This window comes from Caulobacter sp. KR2-114 (genome assembly GCF_049446115.1).
In the GTDB taxonomy this organism is placed as follows: domain Bacteria; phylum Pseudomonadota; class Alphaproteobacteria; order Caulobacterales; family Caulobacteraceae; genus Acaudatibacter.
The window spans coordinates 137,466-154,793 of record NZ_JBMSEC010000003.1; the positions used below are offsets into that span (position 1 = coordinate 137,466).

A 17,328-nucleotide genomic window follows, 5' to 3' on the forward strand; every position below is an offset into this window, starting at 1 on the left:
AAAGGTGGACGCGGCGGAAGGCGGCGGAGACTTCAGGTACGGCGGTTGCCTCGGCATCCTAAATCTCCGATCGTCGCGCCATGGCATCTCGCACCCTGGTTGCGTCGGCCGCTGCGGCTCTCGTGTTGGCGGCCGGCGCTGGCCTCGCCGCCAGCACGATCCCATGGCTCGCGAGCCGGCCCTCACCCGACACGGCCGCCGCGCGCGCCGCCGAATGCGCGACGGTCGCCGACATCGCCGCACACCCGCCGTTCGGTCCGCTTGCGCCGGACACGGTCATCAGTCCGTATCTCGTCGGCGGCGCCGATCGCACCGAGGAGCCGCAGCGCGTCGAGGTCCACGCCGCCGATCGGTGGCGTCTCGGATGGCTGCTCGCCCGTAGCCGGGCCAATGCGCAGCGGCCGCGACCCGACCTGGACTGCCGAAACGCCTTTCTGGCGGCTGGCCTGCGCCTCGATCCCGGGGTCGCCGAGCGAACGCGCCTGGCCATCCAGGGTCACGCGGCCAGTGTCATCTCGTATTCGCGGGCGGATCGCTTCTTGAATACGGCGCTGGTGACAGAGGTCGCCAAGAGCTGCCGCTACCTGCCGGTGCTGCACCAGGGCGAGCCGAAACACGTCCTGCAGGAAGGCGGCGCAAGGGACGCGACCAACCTCGCCCTGGCGCATTCGCATGGCCGCTGGCGTGCGCTCGGCGGCTTCGACGAGATCGCCATCCTGAGGTTCACCTGGCTGGACGCATGCCCAGCCGCGCCGTCACCTCAGTCGCCCGTCTTGGTGGAAAGCCCTGCTAGGCCTTGATGTCGACCGCCACGCCGGTCTTCTTCTCGACGCTGTTCTGGACCAGCTGCTTGATGCGCTCGGCGATCTTCTTCTCGGTCATGTCCCGCTGCTTCGGGTCCATGGCCGCCAGGTCGGACTCCTTGAGCCCCATGGAGCCGAGGATCTGGGCGCGCATCTGCTGCGCTGGGGTCATCTTTGCCCAGCTCATGAATTCCGACACGGCGTCATTTGCCGGGCCGACGCTGGCGGCGCCGAGACCGCCCGCCGCGCTCTTTTGCGTGCTGCCGTAAGGACTTGGCGCATAGCCCGCGCCGCCGACGCCACCGATGCTCATCGCCCGCTCCTGCGTTTGCCACGCCCAGGTTGCAAAAGTGACGCCAGACTGGCGCCGACGCGAAGGCCGGCGCCAGGACCGCGCGGGATCGGTCAGGCCGCCTTGGCCGCGGCCAAGCGGTCGAGCACCGGCAGCAGTTCGGACGGGTCCGGACGGCGGGTGTAGTCGGGGTTCACCTCGGCGTAGGCGACCACCCCATCGGTCCCGATCACGTAGCGGGCCGGCATCGGCAGGGTCCAGCTGGCCTCGCCGTTGATCACCGACAGGTCGACCTTCAGCTGCAGGTAGGTGGCCTTCAGATAGTCCGGGATCTGGAAGCGCAGGCCGAAGGCGTCGCCCACCTGGCCGCCGGGATCGGCGAGGATCGGGAAGCTGAGGCCCTCGATGCGCTGCGCCTTGCGGCTGTTGGGCGCGGTCTGTTGCGACACCGCCGCCAGGCTGGCGCCGCGGGCGCGGATCTCGGTCGCGGCCGCCTCGAGCGCCTTGAGGTCGAGGTTGCAGTAGGGACACCAGACGCCGCGGTAGAAGGTCAGCACCACCGGCCCCTTGGCCAGCAGGTCGGAGAGCGAGACCTGGTTTCCGTCGGCGTCGGCGAGGGCGAAGTCGGGGGCGCGGTCGCCCGCCTTCAGCGCCCGCTCGGCCTGGCCGGAGGCAATCAGTTCGTCGGTGGAGCGGTGGATCGCCTCCACCACCGCCGGCGGGGCGAGGTTGGTCTCGAACTCGTGCTTCAGGGCGTCGAGCTGGTCTTGCAGGGCCATGGGTCGGTTCCTTCGCTGGCCGCCCCGGGAGAGGTGATGGGCGGCGTTGCGGGGCAAGGTGGTTGATCCGGCCGAGCGCAGGTAGACGGACGATATGGCTATGACATATCCATATTCCGGATGAATGATCGCCTCTTCGCCCTGCGCCTGTTCAGCCGCGTCGCCCGCACCGGCAGCTTCTCGGCGGCGGGCCGGGAACTCGGCCTGTCGCAGCCCTCGGTCTCGCGCATCATCGCCGAGCTGGAGCGCGACGTCGGCGCGGGGCTGATGACCCGGACCACCCGGGCCGTGGCCCTGACCGAGGCCGGCGCCGACTACCTGGCCCGCATCGAGCCGATCCTGGCCGAGCTTGACGAGGCCGACCATGCCGCGCGCGGCACGGGGGAGCTGCGCGGGCGGCTGCGCATCGGCGCCTCGTCCAGCTTCGCCAGCCGCGAGGTGATCCCGGTGCTGCCGGCCTTCGCCGACCGCCACCCGGCGCTGGCCATCGAGATGGTGCTAGACGACGCGCGCCAGGACCTGGTGGCCGAGGGCGTGGACCTGGCCCTGCGCTTCGGGCCGCTGGCCGACTCCAGCGCCAGGGCCCGGCGGCTGGGCGCCGCGCGGCGGGTGCTGGTGGCCTCGCCGGACTACCTCGCCCGCGCCGGGGCGCCCTCGAGCCCCGCGGAGCTGCCGTCCCACCGCATCGTCTTCGCCCCGCCCAGCCGCAGCGCCGGGGCCTGGACCTTCCGCAAGGACGGCAAGGTCACCTCGGTGCGGGTCGAGCCGCAGTTGACGATCTCCACCAACGAGGGCGCCGTGGCTGCAGCCGTCGCCGGTCTGGGGGTGTTCTCCACCGGCTATCTGGGCTGCCGCCGCGAGCTGGAGGGCGGCCAGCTGACCCGGGTGCTGCCGGACTGGGACATGGGCGGGGCGGAGATCCACGCCGTCTACGTCGCCGGCCACGGGGCCAAGCCGGCCGCGCGCGCCTTCACCGACTTCCTGATCGAGGCCCTGCGCCCCTCCCTCGCCGACTGGGCGCCGCCAGGGGCTGGGTAAGCCCGCGGCTTGACTCTCCCCGCGTCAGCGCAAACCCATGGCCCCAATCACACAGGGAGCCCAAGGCATGGCCAATCCGACCTTCGAGACCATCCTCTACGACGTGGAGGACGGCATCGCGACCATCACCCTGAACCGGCCGGACAAGCTGAACGCCTTCACGCCGAAGATGATGAGCGAGCTGATCGCCGCCTTCGACCAGACCGACGCCGACGACGATGTTCGGGTGGTGATCGTCACCGGCGCGGGGCGCGCCTTCTGCGCCGGGGCGGACCTGTCGGCCGGCGGCGCCACCTTCGACTATGACCGCAACACCACGCCTGAACGCTCGGCCAACCGGGTGGGCGACGTGCAGCGCGACGGCGGCGGCATGGTCACCCTGCGCATCTTCGACAGCCTCAAGCCGGTGATCGCCGCGGTGAACGGCCCGGCCGTGGGCATCGGCGTGACGATGCAACTGGCCATGGACATCCGCATGGCCTCCAACACCGCCCGCTACGGCTTCGTGTTCGCCCGCCGCGGCATCAACCCCGAGGCCGCCTCGTCCTGGTTCCTGCCGCGCCTGGTCGGCATCCAGACGGCGCTGGAGTGGTGCTACACCGGCCGGGTGTTCCCGGCGCAGGAGGCGCACGAGAAAGGCCTGGTGCGCTCGCTGCACGAGCCGGACGACCTGCTGCCGGCCGCCCGCGCCCTGGCCCGCGAGATCGCCGACAACACCGCCCCGGTCTCGGTGGCGATCACCCGGCAGATGATCTGGCGCATGGCCGGCGCCGACCATCCGATGGAAGCGCACAAGGCCGACAGCCGCGGCATCCAGGCGCGCGGCGCCTCCGCCGACGCCCGCGAGGGGGTGACCTCGTTCCTGGAGAAGCGCCAGCCGGTCTACCCCAACAAGGTCTCCACCGACCTGCCGAATATCTGGCCGAACTGGAAGCCGCGCGAGTTCAGCTGACCCCGGCGCGACGCCGCGCCGCCGGCAACCGGAAACGACCGGTTAACGCTGGCGGCGCGACAGTGCGGGTCCGTTGATTCCGAGAGCCCGCCCGCCGTCCATGAGCGACGCCGCCCCACAGCCGTCCGCCGAGATCATCGGCCTGGATTCGCGGCGCCCGCCGCCGAAGCATCGCGCCCGCACGGCGCTGATGAAGCGGCTGGCCGACGTGGTCAGCCTGCCATCCAGCCGGGTGAACACCTTCGAACGGGCGGTGACCGCCGACCTTTTGGTGGAGATGCTGCGCGACGCCGACTTCGAGGAGCGCGAGCGCGTCGCCCGGCGCCTGGCGCAGCTGACCGAGATTCCCAACAGCCTGGTGCGGCTGATCCTGCGCGACGAGTACGACGTCGCCCGGCCGCTGCTGGAAGACAGCGTGTCGCTCAGCGACTCCGACCTGCTGGACTGCATCCGCTCGTCCACGGGCGCGCACCGCCGCGCCATCGCCCAGCGCCGGGTGGTCAGCGAGGTGATCGCCGAGGCCCTGGTCGAGGGCGGCGAGACCCTGGTGATCGAGGCCCTGCTGCGCAACGAGGCGGCGCGCTTCTCGCAGGCGGCGATCGAGACCGTGGTCGCCCTGACCCGCGACTGGCAGCACCTGGCGCCGATGCTGCTGCGCCGACCGGAGCTGCGCCCCAGCCACGCCTATGTGCTGTTCTGGTGGGCCGAGCCCGCCGCCCGCAGAGCCATCCTGCAACGCTTCGCCGTCTCGCGGGAAATCCTCCAGGAAGCCTCCGCCGACGTGTTCCCGATCGCCGCCGAGGAAGGCTGGCAGGATCCGCTGGCGCGCAAGGCGCTGCAGTTCATCGAGCGGCGCCAGCGCAACCGTGCGGCCCTCGCCAAGAGCCCGTTCGCCAGCCTGGACGAGGCCGTCGCCGCCGCCGAGAAGGGCCTGACCCGGCAGATCGCCGAGGAGATCGCCTATCTGTCCGGTCTCAAGCCGATGACCGGGGCCAAGATCTTCACCGACCCCGGCGGCGAGGCCCTGGCCATCCTGTGCAAGGCCACCGGCCTGCCGAAGGCCGCGCTGCGCTCGCTGTGGAAGGCCATGCGCCGCCCGGAAGCCACCGAGGCCGGCGAGATCGCGCCGGCGCTGGAGCGGGTGTTCGCCACCTACGACATGATTGCCGTCGACCGCGCCCAGACCGTGCTGCGCTACTGGAACTGGTCGCTGTCGTCGGCCATGACCCCGGCCCTGCTGCATGCGATCCGCGAACAGGACGACAGCAACATCGACGAATTCTCGGTGCCGCAACGCGCCGCGATGCTGGCGTTTTCCGCCGACCTCGCGCGCTGACTGTCAAGCCGGCCGCCTCGCGGCTAATCTAACTTGAAGAATCGCAGGGCCCGGCGAACCGCATTCGCCGGTTATTCAACGTCGCCAAGCGGATAGTGCACAATGCAAATAAAGTCTTCATCGGCGCTTGTCCGCCCGCGCGAAGTTATATAAGTACCCGCCGATCGAAGCTTGGAATCGATCCAGGTTTCCCCCATTTCTCGTAGTCTGAAAGAAGAGACGATGGACGATAAGTCGGAAATTATCGAGATGACCGCGGATATCGTGTCCGCCTACGTTGGCAACAACACGATCGCCACGGCCGATCTTCCGGCCCTGATCCAGAGCATCCACCGCGCCCTCAGCTCGGTGTCCGGCGGCGTGGAACCGGTCGAAGTTGCGCCCAAGGAACCGGCGGTTCCGGTGCGCCGCTCGGTGACCCCGGAATACCTGATCTGCCTGGAAGACGGACGCAAGTTCAAGTCTCTGAAGCGCCACCTGCGCACCAAGTACAACATGAGCCCCGAGGAATACCGGGCGAAGTGGGGCCTGGCCAAGGACTACCCGATGGTGGCCCCCAACTACGCCAAGGCCCGCTCGGAGCTGGCCAAGCAGATGGGCCTCGGCCAGGGCGGCCGCCAGGCCTCGCGCAAGCGCCGCTAGCCTCCTCTTTCAGATCTGATCGGACGCCCGTCCCCGGACCCGGGGGCGGGCGTTCTGCGTTTCGGGGGCCGGCCAGGCGCTGTGGGCGCGGCCTTGCGTCCCCTCCCCCAGGGTGCGCCGCCGCACCGCCGTCAACGCCCGCGAGTCCTGGTAGGCCGGGCCGCGGACGGGCCGATTGCCGCAAGTGCTTGGAATGTGAGTCTTTCTTGACTCTTCGCCGGAAATTATTCCGCCCGAGTCGATTTCCCCTTGCCGCCGATTCGTTCGTTAAGCGATAGTGAATCGTTGTGATTCCAAGGGGTTGTTAAGGAATCCGAAGATGAGCGTGCAACTGGGGGCTCCAGCGACCGCTATGCGGGCGCATGAGGAGTTGTTTGGCTACTGGTCCGGATTGCGAAGAGGCTCGCGCCTCCCGCGCCGGGCTGACATCGACCCGGAAGGGTTCAAGCGACTGCTGCCGACCGTCAGCCTGATCGATGTCGAGAAGGATCCGCGCGACTACCGCCTCCGCCTGGCTGGAACGGGGCTGTACGGGGTGTATGGGGGCGAGATCACCGGCAAGCGGCTGAAGGACATCTACAACGCGGCGTCGGCCGAGTACTGGCGCCAGGAACTGGACAAGATCGTCGAGAGCGGCAAGCCGGGGGTCGGGCACCACAATTTCGCCTGGCGCGGAGCCGCGCACATGACCGTGCTTTGGCTGCGCCTGCCCCTGGCCACCAATGGCCGCGACGTCGACATGATCCTGGGCTACGACGCCCCGGTCGGCCTCTCGGGCGAATCCAGCGGCATCCGCGCCGCCTGAGACGAGACTAGAGCCGGTCCGCAGCGTCGCGCCGGATCCGCTCGACCATCGAGAACAGACCGTTCGACCGCTGCGCCGACAGGGCGCCGGTCAGTCCCAGTTTCTCGAACGCCGCCTTGGCGTCGAAGCCGACGATCTCGGCCGGCGACCGCCCCGAGTACAGCCGCAGAAGAATGGCGATCAGGCCGCGCACGATGTGGGCGTCGGAGTCGCCGCGGAGGGTGACGGTGCCCGCCTCGCCCGGCTCGGTCACCAGCCACACCTGGCTGGCGCAGCCGCGCACCTTGTTGGCGTCCGACCGCTCCTCGCCGCTGAGCGGCGCCAGCTCGCGGCCCAGGTCGATCACATAGCGGTAGCGCTGTTCCCAGTCGTCCAGCACATCGAATTCGATCAGCAGATCGTCGAGGGCGTCGTTGATCGTGTCGGTCATGACGGGGGAGCGGTCTCGCGTGAGGGCCCGCATTTAGGCGCCCAGCCCCCGCCTGGCAATCTATCCCGGCGGCAAGGCCACGATCGCCGTTAGTCCCTGCCCGGGCGGGCTGGACAGCCGCAGGGTCCCGCGCATGGCGCGGCACAGCAGGCTGACGATCGGCAGGCCGAGGCCCGCGCCCTCCGTCGAGCGGGTCAGCGCGCTCTCGCCCTGTTCGAACGGACGCATCAGCCGGGCGACATCCTGCTCGTCCACCCCTTCTCCGTCGTCCGAGACGCGGATCTCCACCCGGCCGGGGCGGACCTCGGCGCTGATACGCACCTGCCCGCCTTCCGGCGAGAAGGTCACCGCGTTCTGGATCAGGTTGAAGAGGATGGTGCGCAGGCCGCGCGGGTCGGCGGTGACGCTTGGCAACGCCCCCTCGTTGGCGACCACGATCTCGATCCTGCGGGCGCGGATCTCCTCGCGCAGGCCGTCCAGGGCGTCGTCCACCGCATGGTCCAGCGGCTCGGGCACCAGGTTGAGGTCGGTGACGTGCCCCTCCAGCCGGGCGATCTCCAGCACCTGGTTGACCAGCCGCAGCAGCTTGTGCCCCGACTGGCGCACGTGCTCGGCGTATTCCTTGTACTGCGGCGAGCCCAGCGGCCCGCACAGCTCGCTGGCGATGATCTCGGAGAAGCCGATGATCGAGTTCAGCGGCGTGCGCAGCTCGTGGCTGACCATGCGCAGAAACGAGCGCTTCTGGTCGTCCAGGTTCGACGGACGGCGTGTGGCGGCCAGGATGGCGTGCGCATCCGGCAGGTGGTGGACCTTTGCGGCCTCGGCCATGGGGCGTCGCGTGCCTTCCATTCGAACGGCAACTCATAATGGGTTGCGCTTACGAATCCGTTTCCGTCCACAGGCGGTCCACGGCGCACTTCTCGCCTGCGGCGTGCGCGCCCTCGCGGAGCCACTTTTCGGCGGCTAGTGTGGCGCTCCAACACCTGAAGGGAGTCGCCTGAGTCTTGTCCAAGGCCGCAAAGCCGCCGCTGTCGCCCACCGAACGCGCCCTGCGCGACGCGGCCGCCTGGCATGGCGGCTGGTTCGCGGTGATGCTGGCCGGGGCCGTGGTCGCGGCGATCTTTCCGCCCTCTGACGGCTCGCCGATGGTCACGGCGCTCGGCGTCGCGGCCCTGCCGGGCCTGGCCGGCCTGCTGCTGCCACGCTTCGGCGATCGCATCGAAGCCTCGCTGCTGATCCTCTGGTCGGTGTGCGCCGCCGCGGCGGTGCTGCTGGGCGGGGGCCTGACGGGCCCCTTCGCCATCTGGTCGGTGACCCCCCTGGCCGCCGGCATCGTCATGGGCGGCGGCCGGCGCCTGCCGGGAGCGGCGACCCTGTCGGCGGCGATCGCCGCGGCGGCGGTGCTGGCGCAGATGTCCGGCTTCGCCCCGGTCACCGAGCTGCACCCGGCCTTCGCCCTGTTCGCCGTGGTCAGCCTGGGCGTGGCGCTGGCCGCCGCGCTGCTGGTGATGCGCCGGCGCGACGCCGCCCTCAGCCTCGACGCCGACGACGGCAAGATCGCGGACCTGCTGTACGACCACGGGCTGATGCTGATGTTCATGGACGCCCAGGGCGCGCTGCGCCGCCGGGTGGGCGCCCTGCCCGACGCGCTTTCCGGGGCCGACGAGCGCGCCGGCCTGGTGCAGCTCACCGCCGACCCGCTGGAAGCCATCGAGGCCATCTCCACCGCCTTCCGCCAAGGCCATGCCCGCTTCGGCTTTGCGCCCTCGGGCGCGCCGGACCGCTGGATCGTCGCCACCCTCACCCGCCGCCACAACGGCCTGACCGCGGTGCTGCGCGACGCCACCCTGGAGCGGGCCCGCGAGGCCGGCCTGGAACAGGCGGCCGCCGACGCGGAGTCGCTGAACGCCGGCAAGTCACGGTTCCTGGCCAACATGAGCCACGAGCTGCGCACCCCGCTGAACGCCATCATCGGCTTCTCGGACATCATGCGCTCGCGCATGTTCGGGCCGATCAGCGACCGCTACGCCGAGTACGCGGGCTTGGTGCACGAGAGCGGCGGCCACCTCTTGGACCTGATCAACGACGTGCTCGACATGTCCAAGATCGAGGCCCAGCGCTTCGAGCTCACCCGCGAGGAGTTCGACGCCCGAGACGCCATCTCCGCCGCCCTGCGGCTGACCCGGGTGCAGGCCGACACCGCCGGCGTGAACCTGCGCGGCGCCCTGCCGGCCACGCCGCTGGAGGTCGACGCCGACCGCCGGGCGATCAAGCAGATTGTGCTGAACCTGGTGTCCAACGCCCTGAAGTTCACCAACAAGGGCGGCCAGGTGATCGTCAGCGCCCGGGCCCAGGGCCCGGACCTGGAGATCGTCGTCGCCGACACCGGCGTCGGCATCGCCACCGACGACCTGACCCGGCTCGGCCGGCCGTTCGAACAGGCCGGCGGCAGCGAGCAGCGCGCCATGGGCACGGGCCTGGGCCTGTCGCTGGTGCGCGCCTTCGCCGAGCTGCACGGCGGCACGATGTCGATCGAGAGCGCCCTGGGCGAGGGCACCGCCGTCACCGTGCGCATGCCGGTGATGCTGGACGCCGGGGCGCAGGCGCCCGCGCCGCCGCAGCCGGCGCCGTCCGCCGCCCGGGCCACGGCGGCCCCGCCGGCCACCGCCGCCCTGGGCTCCAACGTCGTGGCCTTCAAGCCTCAGCGCTGAGGCGCGTGCAGGAAGGCCCGGCCGGCGGCGAAGTCGCCGACCTCGACGTAGGCCGTGCGCACAGTGTCGCCGGTGCGCCCCGAGAAGATGAACTCCACCGCCACCGCCTCGCGCGGGTCGAGGCCGGTGAGGGCGTTCACCGCCGCGTCTGGGAAGCGGTAGACCCAGGCCGACTTCGCGCCGACCGGCAGCAGGTCGCGGCCGGAGGGCGTGCGCGTCTGCGCCGCGAAGGCGCGCATCGCCGAGCGCGGCGGCATCCGCGAAGGCAGCGGAATACGCCCGCGGGCGTCGGCGGCGCGCGGATTGAGGAACGGTCCGGGGGTCAGGCTGACTTCGCGGATCACCAGTCTCGCAGCATAGGGCCTGGCGCCGTCGGCAAAGCCGGCCGAGGCCACCAGCACCGGCGGCCCGGACGCCTGGGCCATGCCGAAGTCCATCAGGTCCGGCCCGAAGCGCACGCTCTGCACCAGGCGCCAGACGGCCAGGCCCGGCGACGGCGCGGTGCGGTCGGCGATCCACTGGTTGAAGTCGCCCGGATAGCTGAGGCTCTTCAGCTGCTGGTAGTCGCGGAAGGCCGTGCGCACCCGGTCGGCGGCCGTGCGGATGTCCGCAGAGCCGCAGCCGGACGCCTCGGCCCTGGCCCGGGCCCGCTCGGCGGTGGCGTCGAGCTGGGCGACCGGCGCCCCGGCCCGCAGCGCCGCGCCGCGGGCCTGCAGCTGGGCGCTGGCCAGGGCCGCCAGCAGTTCGGGGGTGAACAGGGCGCAGCGCTGGCCGGCGACCACCATCACCGTGCGCTCGTAGTAAAGATCGGCCGGCCCCGCGACGGCGCGCCCCGCCGGCACGGAAACCATGATCGCCAGGCCGGCGAGGGCCGCGAGACGTCGGGTGGGGAGACGAATCATCCCGCGGAAGTCTGGCGACAGCAGCTTTCCGGGGCGTTATCGGAGGGCGAAGCCGAAAGACGTCCCGTGACCGCCCCCGTTCCCCCGCCCCTGCCCCCGTCCCCGCCCCTGCCGCAGATCCTGGCGATCACCGGCGCCATGGCCGACTGCAGCCGGATCGACTGATGCCGCTTTCGCCCGACATCTGGGTCTATGCCCTGAAGCGCCGCGTCGAGCTGGGCGGCGCCTTCGCCACCATCGCCCGCAAGGGCGACGCCCGCGCCGGGGCCGTGCTGGTCAAGCTGTACAATCCTCTGACCCGCGAGGCGCGGCTCTACGCCGAGGCCACCCGCGGCGACGGCGAGCGGGTGTGGATGGAGCCTGTGCAGTCCGACGTGGAGTCCGAGCTCGACGCCTATGTGCAGCGGGCCCTGCGCATCGACCCCGACCTCTGGGTGATTGAGATCGAGGACAAGCAAGGTCGCCACTTTCTGGTCGAACCCGTGGAGAAACGTTAACCGCCTTCCTAAACGGCGTTGAAAGCGCAAGCCGCTAGGGTCGCGGGGTTGGATCAACCTCCAGACCGGGCCGGCGCCGATGCTTTTCCTGATGAACGACGTGGTGCTGAACCTGGACGAGGTCTCCCCCTCGCCGCGCGCCACGGCGTGGCGCTACCGCCGCCTGTCCCTGGACTTCATCACCGACCTGGGCGCCGAACTGTTCTGCGAGCACCCGCTGATGCAGACCCACGCGCCGGATCGCGCCGCGCGACTGGCGGCGATGATCATGGCCAAGGATCCGCAGATCAACGCGGCCCTGTTCGTCGCTCCGGCGTTCAACTGCAAGCCCGAGCAGGTCAGCGTGCAGCTGACCACGATCAGCGCCGAGATGATGGGCCAGCTCTACCAGCGCCAGCGCGCCGGCAAGCTGACCAACCTCGAAGCCGACCGCCACGTCTGGCGCCGCCTGGCGGCTTAGTCGGAACATCCCTCCCCCTACCGTCACCCTCGGGCGCCAGTCCTGAGGGTCCAGGCACGCGTGAGAACGCTTGGCGCGCTTCGAAGGGCGCGCCACGACGGGGCGGCTGCCGGCCAGCGACGCTCCGCTGCCGCTCGCGACTTCACCTCCCGTGTTCATGGATCCTCGGGACTGACGCCCGAGGATGACGATGGAGGCGTGAGTTTGGACGCCGCTTGCTCCGCCGGTTCCTCGTCCGCCATCCACTCCGCCGGCGCGCCGGCCAGTTCGGCGGCGATGAAGTCCCACAGCGCGGCCATGTCGCGCGCGGCGGCCACGTCGGTGGACTCTTCGGCTGAGCGGCCGGTTTCCAGGGCGATCTGGTAGGCGGCCCGCAGGCGGATGATCACCGGGGCGACGTGCGCCTGCATGAAGGCCAGGCCCCGCAGCGCGCGCTTGATCACCGGCGGCTCGATGGCGCTTCTGGCCACCGGAGCCTGGTTGACCACCACCACCGAGCGCTTCTTCAGCCGCCGCACGATCGGCAGGGTCCGGGCCAGTCCCGCCAGGTCCAGCAGCGTCGGGCGCGCCACCAGCACCACATAGTCGGCCAACACGATCGCCTCGGTGACGTCCTCCACCGCGCCGGCGGGGGTGTCGATGATCATCAGGTCGCGCTTCAGACCCTGGGCGGCGAACTGGGCGGCCATCAGCCCCGCGGCCGAGGCGGCGATGCACACCGGCCCGTCGTCGCCGCGCGCGCTGAGCACATTGTGCGAGGACTGCTGCGGATCGATGTCGACCACGGTCACCGACGCGCCGCGCAGATGCGCCGCCAGCGCCAGGTGCGCGCCGATCGTGGTCTTCCCTGAGCCCCCCTTCAGGGCGACGACCGCCACTGTCCGCAAGCACGCCACTCCAAACTGCGCCGTCCGGGGTAGTCTCACTCCGCGGCGGCTTCGAGGCAGACCCCACGCCCGCGGGGGCTTCTGGTCAAGCGCACTCGCCTGTGGCCTGATGTCCGGTAGAGGCGGCGCGGGCCCGTATGGCCCCGATGCAGCCGTCCCAGGTGACCGGTCCGGTTTGCAACGGCGCCCGCCGCACGCTATCGCCCGTTCATGTCAGCCAACACCCCCGCCGCCGAGGCCGCGCGCCGGCGCACCTTCGCCATCATCAGCCACCCCGATGCGGGCAAGACCACGCTCACCGAGAACCTGCTGCTGGCGGGGGGCGCGATCCGCGCCGCCGGCGCCGTGCGGGCGCGCGGCGAGCAGCGCCGCACGCGCTCGGACTGGATGAAGATCGAGCGCGAGCGGGGCATCTCGGTCTCGGCCAGCGTGATGACCTTCGATCACGCCGGGCTGATGTTCAACCTGCTGGACACGCCGGGCCACGAGGACTTCTCGGAGGACACCTACCGCACGCTCACCGCCGCCGACGCCGCCGTGATGGTGCTGGACGCGGCCAAGGGCATCGAGCCGCAGACTTTGAAGCTGTTCGAGGTCTGCCGCCTGCGCGACATCCCGATCGTCACCCTGATCAACAAGATGGACCGCGAGGCTCAGGACCCGTTCGAGCTGCTGGACGAGATCGCCACCAAGCTGGCGCTGGACCCGGCGCCGCTGTACTGGCCGGCCGGCTCCGGCAGCCGGTTCAAGGGCATGCTGGACCTGCGCCGCAAGGCGTTCCTGCCGTTCCAGCGGCACAGCAACGAGCACCCTGCCGCCGTCGCCGCAAACTCCAACGCCATCGTCAGCTATCTCGACCCCGACGAGCAGGAGGAGATGCAGGAAGGCGCCATGCTGGTCACCGAGGCCTCCAAGCCGTTCGACCCGCAGGCCTTCCTGGAAGGCCACATGACGCCGGTATTCTTCGGCTCGGCCCTGCGCCACTTCGGCGTCGACCAGCTGCTGGAGGGCCTGGGCGCCTACGCCCCGCCGCCCAAGGCGGTGGCCGCCACACGCAACGGCGAGCCCACCCACGTAGCCCCCGGGGATCCCGAGGTGTCCGGCTTCGTGTTCAAGATCCAGGCGAACATGGACCCCAACCACCGCGACCGCATCGCCTTCGTGCGCATGACCTCCGGCCGGTTCCAGCGCGGCATGAAGATCAAGGTGCAGAACACCGGCCGGCAGATGAGCGTCAACGCGCCGATCATGTTCTTCGCCTCGGACCGCGAGCTGGCCGAGGAGGCCTACGCCGGCGACGTGATCGGCATTCCCAACCACGGGGTGCTGCGGGTCGGCGACAGCCTGTCGGAAAGCGGAACCCTGCGCTTCGCCGGCCTGCCGAACTTCGCCCCGGAAATCCTGCGCCGGGTGCGGGTGAAAGATCCGCTGAAGGCCAAGCACCTGAAGAAGGCGCTGGAAGGCCTGGCCGAGGAAGGCGTCACCCAGCTGTTCCGGCCGATGATCGGGTCCGACTTCATCGTCGGCGCCGTGGGTCAGCTGCAGTTCGAGGTGATGGCCGACCGGCTGGGGGGAGAATACGCCCTGGACGTGATCTTCGAGCCTGCGCCCTACGCCGAAGCCCGCTGGCTGACCGGCGACCGGGCCGACATCGAGGACTTCTCGTCCAAGCATCGCACGTCCATGGCCCAGGACATCGACGAACAGCCGGTCTACCTGGCCAAGTCCTCCTGGGACATCGGCTACGTCGCCGAGCGCTATCCCAAGGTGAGCTTCGAGCGGACCAAGGAACGGGCGTAGGGGGGCGGACGCACCCCATTTTTCGTCATCCTCGGCCTTGTGCCGAGGATCCATGACCCCGTGAGATCGGGTGGCGCGCTTCGAAGGGCGCGCCACGACGGGGCGGCCGCCGCCTGGCGACGCTCCGCTGCCGCTCGCGACTTCGCCTCACGTGGTCATGGATCCTCGGGACTGCCGCCCGAGGATGACGGTGTAGGTTTGGGAGGGGCCTGTGCGGATCGTGGGTCCCGCTCAAATCGCCGTGAGATCGCCCAAATCCCCCAACGGGGCTTGGCGGGCGTTTGCTGGCCAGTTCAACGCTGAAAACGCCAGCGCCAGCACGCTCCGGCCGAAATATTTCAGACTATGGTTAACAGAACAGACTGAGACGTTAACCCATTCTCGTTAACAATTAATCTCTTGTTAATGCGAACGGCTCCGGCTTTGCTGTGTTCCAGGTGAAGCTGCCGAGGTTTGTCCCGAGGTGGCGCGGTTTTCGCCCAGGGAGCGACCTGCCAGATGTTCGAGTTCGGTCGGGAGTTGAAGCGGCTGTTCGGCGGTGATGCGATCGCTCCGAACCGGGACGGTCTGACCCAGGGCGACGGCGCGCTCGCCGAGCTGCTGCCGCTGTCCATGCTGCTGGCCGAGGCCAAGGCCGCCGACGTCGCCGCCGGGCGTATCGGCGAGAAGGACCGCGCCGCGCGGGAACTGCACGCCGCCGGCCTGTGGCGCGAGGTGGCCCGTCGCTCGGGCGACGCGGTGGCGCTGCGCAAGGCCGCCGCCACCGCCGAAGGCGCCGCCGCCCGGTTCCTGGCCGAACGCCGCGGCGAGGGCCGCGCCCGGGCCCGCATCGAACAGGCGCGGTGCGCCATGCTGGGCGCCGAGCTGTTCGGCGATGACGGCCTGGAGGCCGCCGCCGAGACCACCTTCGCCGACGCCCGCGGCGGCGGCGCCGCCACCACCGCCCTGGCCGAGGCTGGCCTGGCCACCATCGCCGCGCGCCGCCTGCTGGGCGCGGGCGAGGCCGCCGCCGTCCGCGCCGCCGTGCGGGCGTTCGAGGGCCCGATCGCCGTGCTCGACGAGGGCGGCCGCCGCTGGCCGACCCTGCGCATCGCCGCCGCCGAGGCTCGCGCAGCCCGCGCCGACCTGCTGTCGGGCGCCGGCCAGCGGCTGAAGGACGCCGACCTGGCCCGGGAGGCGGTGTCGATGCTGGAAGACGCCCTCGCCCGCCTCGATCCCGCCTACGAGCCGATGACCTGGGCCCGGCTGGACGGCCAGCGCGCCGCCGCCAAGGTGGCGCTGGGCGAGCTGAGCGGCGACATCGGCCTGATCGCGGACGCCGTGGCCGCCCTGGCCGACGCCCTCGACGGCCAGCCGCGCGACCACAGCCCGCTGGACTGGGCCCGCAGCCAGGCCGCCCTGGCGCTGGGCCTGCAGTCGCTGGGCGAGGCCGGGCTGAACGAGCAGGCCTTCGAGAAGGCGGTGACCTGTTTCGACCGTGCAGCCCACGCCCTCAAGCGGGCGCCGGGCCTGGCCCTGCGCGCGGTGGTGGCCTCCAACCGCGCCATCTGCCTGGCCCGCTCGGCGGAACTGACCGGCGACCTGGCGGTGCTGGACGCCGCGGAACTGGCCTTCAAGGGCGAGCTGGCCGAAGGGCCGCACCGGCGCGATCCGATCGCCTGGGCGCTGATCCAGGTGCACCTGGGCCGGCTGTACGAGGCGCGGATGGCGATCACCGGCCGCGACCTTGGCGAACGCGCCGCCGCCGCCGTCGCCTTCGACGCCGCCCTGGACGTGTTCGCCGACCAGGGCCTGCGCTCGCTGGCCGACGTGGCGGCGCAAGGCCTGGAACGGATCCGGGCCTATTCGGTGGCCTGAGCCCAGCAATCAATCTCAGCTTGTCAGCCGTCACCTGACCTGCAACCGTGGATCGGTTCGGGCGGCGGGGGCAGGCATGCGACGTTGGATCCCCTTTCTGGTGGCGATATCGATCGCCGGCCAGGCGATCGGCGCGGACACCAAGCCGAACTGGCGGCGCCGGCCGACGCCGGAGGACCTGCTGGCGGTGTTCCCACACGCCGCTCTGCAGCGCAACATCGGCGGCAAGGCCACCATCACCTGCAAGGTCGCCGTCCAGGGCGCGCTGTACGATTGCAAGGTTGATGAGGAGAAACCCGCGGGGATGGGCTTTGGCGACGCGGCCATCGCCCTGACGCCGCAGTTCCTGATGACGCCCGAACTGCACGACGGAGTCGCCGTGGGCGGCGCCGAAGTGACGATCCCGATCAATTTCGCCGCGCCGGGCGGGACGCTCGGCTCACGCGCGCCAAGCTTCCAGAACATGGTCCCGGTCATCAGCAATGTGCCGTGGATCGAGGCGCCGAACTACGCCGACGTGGTCGCCGCCTACCCCAAGAAGGCCCGCGCCGAGAAACGCGGCGGGCACGTGGTGCTGGACTGCTCGTTCGACGGCCAGGGCCGGATGAAGAATTGCTCGGTGATCGACGAGGACCCCAGGGGCTATGGCTTCGGCTCGGCGGCCAAGTCGCTGACGGCGCGCTTCCTGGGGCCGCGGGAGGACCGCGACGGTGTTTCGCTGAAGTCCGCCACGACCCAGATTCCCTTCACCTTCGACGTGAGCATGCTGGCCGGCGACCAGCCCGTGATCGGCAAGCCGCACTGGGCGCGGCTGCCGGAGGGTTCTGCGCTGGCGGCGGGCTATCCCAAGGCCGCCACGGCGGCGCATGTGGACTCGGCCCTGGTCACCCTGTCCTGCGCGGTGGGCCTGGCGGGCCGTCTCGGCAGCTGCACGGTGACCGGGGAGGACCCTTCCGGCTTCGACTTCGGCAAGGCCGCCCTGGCGCTGTCGGACGACTTTCAGGTGTCGGTCTGGACGCCGGAGGGCCTTCCGACCGTCGGCGGCCGCGTTCGGGTGCCGATCAAATACATGATGAGGGACGCCCCGCCGGATCCACCGGCGCCGGCGCCCACGGCGACCGCGAAGCCCTGAGCGCC

18 protein-coding genes are annotated in these 17,328 nt (G+C 70.7%); 12 read left to right on the top strand and 6 right to left on the bottom strand.

Features of this window, described 5'->3' with window-relative positions:
* The first annotated feature begins 80 nt into the window (after positions 1-80).
* Positions 81-800: a hypothetical protein gene (locus ACO2Q3_RS12985; RefSeq protein WP_423307075.1), complete on the top strand. Its 720-nt coding sequence runs from the start codon at positions 81-83 to the stop codon at positions 798-800.
* On the opposite strand, the gene ACO2Q3_RS12990 is transcribed toward ACO2Q3_RS12985, so the two are convergent.
* Together ACO2Q3_RS12990 and ACO2Q3_RS12995 are read right to left on the bottom strand one after the other, a co-directional pair.
* Entirely contained in the window at positions 790-1,116 is a 327-nt protein-coding gene (locus ACO2Q3_RS12990; protein ID WP_423307077.1) for a hypothetical protein, read from the bottom strand. The two genes, ACO2Q3_RS12985 and ACO2Q3_RS12990, sit on opposite strands and share 11 nt — an antisense overlap.
* 92 nt (positions 1,117-1,208) lie before the next feature.
* Positions 1,209-1,874: a peroxiredoxin-like family protein gene (locus ACO2Q3_RS12995; RefSeq protein ID WP_423307079.1), complete on the bottom strand. Its 666-nt coding sequence runs from the start codon at positions 1,872-1,874 to the stop codon at positions 1,209-1,211.
* A 120-nt stretch (positions 1,875-1,994) separates the two neighbouring features.
* Between ACO2Q3_RS12995 and ACO2Q3_RS13000 the strand changes: the two genes are divergently transcribed.
* From ACO2Q3_RS13000 to ACO2Q3_RS13020, 5 genes are all read left to right on the top strand, one after another.
* Entirely contained in the window at positions 1,995-2,912 is a 918-nt protein-coding gene (locus ACO2Q3_RS13000) for a LysR substrate-binding domain-containing protein (protein WP_423307081.1), read from the top strand.
* 67 nt (positions 2,913-2,979) lie between these two features.
* A complete protein-coding gene (locus tag ACO2Q3_RS13005; RefSeq protein ID WP_423307083.1) occupies positions 2,980-3,864 on the top strand; it encodes a crotonase/enoyl-CoA hydratase family protein in 885 nt (294 codons plus the stop codon).
* A gap of 100 nt (positions 3,865-3,964) precedes the next feature.
* Complete coding sequence (locus tag ACO2Q3_RS13010) at positions 3,965-5,200, top strand: DUF2336 domain-containing protein (protein ID WP_423307085.1); 1,236 nt, start codon at positions 3,965-3,967, stop codon at positions 5,198-5,200.
* Between the two features lie 222 nt (positions 5,201-5,422).
* Positions 5,423-5,842, top strand: coding sequence for a MucR family transcriptional regulator (locus ACO2Q3_RS13015; RefSeq protein ID WP_423307087.1), 420 nt, complete (start codon positions 5,423-5,425; stop codon positions 5,840-5,842).
* 319 nt (positions 5,843-6,161) lie between these two features.
* Positions 6,162-6,647 carry a PAS domain-containing protein gene (locus ACO2Q3_RS13020; RefSeq protein ID WP_423307089.1) on the top strand — a complete coding sequence of 162 codons (486 nt, stop codon included), beginning with the start codon at positions 6,162-6,164 and terminating at the stop codon, positions 6,645-6,647.
* Positions 6,648-6,654: 7 nt separating this feature from the next.
* Here the strand turns inward: ACO2Q3_RS13020 and ACO2Q3_RS13025 are convergent, their stop codons facing one another.
* Together ACO2Q3_RS13025 and ACO2Q3_RS13030 are read right to left on the bottom strand one after the other, a co-directional pair.
* Positions 6,655-7,077 carry a SufE family protein gene (locus ACO2Q3_RS13025; RefSeq protein ID WP_423307091.1) on the bottom strand — a complete coding sequence of 141 codons (423 nt, stop codon included), beginning with the start codon at positions 7,075-7,077 and terminating at the stop codon, positions 6,655-6,657.
* A gap of 60 nt (positions 7,078-7,137) precedes the next feature.
* A complete protein-coding gene (locus ACO2Q3_RS13030) occupies positions 7,138-7,905 on the bottom strand; it encodes a sensor histidine kinase (protein WP_423307093.1) in 768 nt (255 codons plus the stop codon).
* A 176-nt stretch (positions 7,906-8,081) separates the two neighbouring features.
* Here ACO2Q3_RS13030 and ACO2Q3_RS13035 point away from each other — a divergent pair, with 176 nt between their 5' ends.
* The gene (locus ACO2Q3_RS13035; protein WP_423307095.1) at positions 8,082-9,788 is read left to right on the top strand and encodes a sensor histidine kinase; all 1,707 of its coding nucleotides are present in this window, start codon (positions 8,082-8,084) and stop codon (positions 9,786-9,788) included.
* Here the strand turns inward: ACO2Q3_RS13035 and ACO2Q3_RS13040 are convergent.
* A complete protein-coding gene (locus tag ACO2Q3_RS13040; RefSeq protein ID WP_423307097.1) occupies positions 9,779-10,690 on the bottom strand; it encodes a hypothetical protein in 912 nt (303 codons plus the stop codon). The genes ACO2Q3_RS13035 and ACO2Q3_RS13040 overlap by 10 nt on opposite strands.
* A 164-nt stretch (positions 10,691-10,854) precedes the next feature.
* Between ACO2Q3_RS13040 and ACO2Q3_RS13045 the strand changes: the two genes are divergently transcribed.
* Positions 10,855-11,187 carry a DUF1491 family protein gene (locus ACO2Q3_RS13045; RefSeq protein ID WP_423307099.1) on the top strand — a complete coding sequence of 111 codons (333 nt, stop codon included), beginning with the start codon at positions 10,855-10,857 and terminating at the stop codon, positions 11,185-11,187.
* A gap of 79 nt (positions 11,188-11,266) precedes the next feature.
* Positions 11,267-11,647, top strand: a complete 381-nt coding sequence (locus ACO2Q3_RS13050; RefSeq protein WP_423307101.1) for a hypothetical protein — start codon at positions 11,267-11,269, stop codon at positions 11,645-11,647.
* 155 nt (positions 11,648-11,802) lie between these two features.
* Here ACO2Q3_RS13050 and ACO2Q3_RS13055 read toward each other — a convergent pair whose 3' ends face one another.
* Positions 11,803-12,525, bottom strand: coding sequence for an AAA family ATPase (locus tag ACO2Q3_RS13055; RefSeq protein WP_423307995.1), 723 nt, complete (start codon positions 12,523-12,525; stop codon positions 11,803-11,805).
* A 219-nt stretch (positions 12,526-12,744) separates the two neighbouring features.
* Here ACO2Q3_RS13055 and ACO2Q3_RS13060 point away from each other — a divergent pair, with 219 nt between their 5' ends.
* From ACO2Q3_RS13060 to ACO2Q3_RS13070, 3 genes are all read left to right on the top strand, one after another.
* A complete protein-coding gene (locus tag ACO2Q3_RS13060) occupies positions 12,745-14,334 on the top strand; it encodes a peptide chain release factor 3 (protein WP_423307103.1) in 1,590 nt (529 codons plus the stop codon).
* 498 nt (positions 14,335-14,832) lie between these two features.
* Complete coding sequence (locus tag ACO2Q3_RS13065; protein WP_423307105.1) at positions 14,833-16,191, top strand: hypothetical protein; 1,359 nt, start codon at positions 14,833-14,835, stop codon at positions 16,189-16,191.
* Between the two features lie 76 nt (positions 16,192-16,267).
* Complete coding sequence (locus tag ACO2Q3_RS13070; protein ID WP_423307107.1) at positions 16,268-17,323, top strand: energy transducer TonB; 1,056 nt, start codon at positions 16,268-16,270, stop codon at positions 17,321-17,323.
* Positions 17,324-17,328 lie beyond the last annotated feature (5 nt).